This window comes from Gemmatimonadales bacterium, from assembly GCA_030697825.1.
GTDB lineage: Bacteria > Gemmatimonadota > Gemmatimonadetes > Gemmatimonadales > JACORV01 > JACORV01.
Genome location: JAUYOW010000141.1, coordinates 1 through 1324 on the forward strand (window position 1 = coordinate 1; position 1324 = coordinate 1324).

General features: G+C 71.8%; 2 protein-coding genes. Both read left to right on the top strand.

The genetic code is table 11. The features are described from left to right. Positions 1–742, top strand: a 742-nt coding sequence (gene recO, locus Q8Q85_07520) for a DNA repair protein RecO (GenBank protein ID MDP3774105.1), incomplete at its 5' end; no start/stop codon positions are given. Continuing rightward, on the top strand, positions 721–1324 hold a 604-nt coding region (locus tag Q8Q85_07525), incomplete at its 3' end, for a GTP-binding protein (protein MDP3774106.1). The genes recO and Q8Q85_07525, both read left to right, overlap by 22 nt.

Consider the following 1324-nt stretch of genomic DNA (forward strand, 5'->3'; position numbering starts at 1 on the left):
GATCATCCTGCACGTCATGCCCTACAGCGAGACGTCGAAGATCGTCAGGCTCCTGGCGCGGGACCTCGGACTTCAGAGCGCCATCGCCAAGGGGGCCCGCCGCGCCAAGAGCCGGACCGGTCCGCGGCTCGACCTCTTCGCGTCCGGCACTGCAACCCTCACCATGAAAGGGCACCGCGAGCTGAACCCGCTCACCTCCTTCGACATCACCTCGGCACACGCCGGTCTCTCCCACGACGTCACGCGCTTCGCCGCCGCCTCCGCCCTCGCCGAGCTGGCCCTGAAGTGCGTCCCGGCCGAGCCGCACCCCGAGGTGTTCGACGCGGCGAGCGCCGGCCTCGACGCCATCGAGCATGCACCGACGGAGCTGCTGGAGACCGCGGCTCTGGTGGCCTGCTGGGGGCTGGTCGTGGCGCTCGGCTTCTCGCCCACCCTCGACCGGTGCGCGGTCTGCGGCGTCCCGACCGAAGGCGCGATCCGCTTCTCTGCGGTGCAGGGCGGGGCGCTGTGCGCGAACCACGGGACCGAAGCGCCTAACGTCACCAGGCTCAAGCGACCGGACCGCGAGGCGCTCGCCGCGCTCATCGCCGGCCGCCTTCCCGCGGCGGCCCTCGACCACCGGCACGCGGCGGCGCACCGGAAGCTCCTCATGGCGTTCGTCCGCCATCACCTCGCCGAGGACCGCCCGCTCCCGGCCCTCGCCTTCTGGGATGCCGAGTCGTGGAACGCCACGTCGTCATAGGAACGGCCGGGCACATAGACCACGGCAAGACCACGCTGGTGAAGGCGCTCACCGGTGTGGACACCGACCGCCTCGCCGAGGAGAAGGCGCGCGGGATCACCATCGATCTAGGGTTCGCGCCGCTGGACCTGGGCACCGTGGCCGCGAGCGTCGTGGATGTCCCGGGCCACGAGGGTTTCATCAGGAACATGGTCGCCGGCGCGACCGGCGTGGACCTCGCCCTCCTCGTCGTGGCCGCGGACGAAGGCGTCATGCCGCAGACGCGCGAGCATCTGGCCATCCTCCGCTTCCTCGGGGTGACTCGCGGCGTCGTCGCGCTCACCAAGTGCGACCTCGCGCCTGATGCCGACTGGCGCGCGCTCGTGGCCGACGAGCTGAACGACGAGACCGTGCGCCACTTCAGCGCGGCGTGGCCGATCGTCGAGGTTTCGGCGACCCAGGCGACCGGGTTGGAGCGGCTCCGCGAGACGCTGGCTCGCGTCGCCCAGGAAGTCGCGGCGCACGGCTCCGACGACCGGTTCCGGCTTCCGGTGGACCGGGTGTTCGCGCTCGCCGGAGCCGGGACCATCGTGACCGGCACGG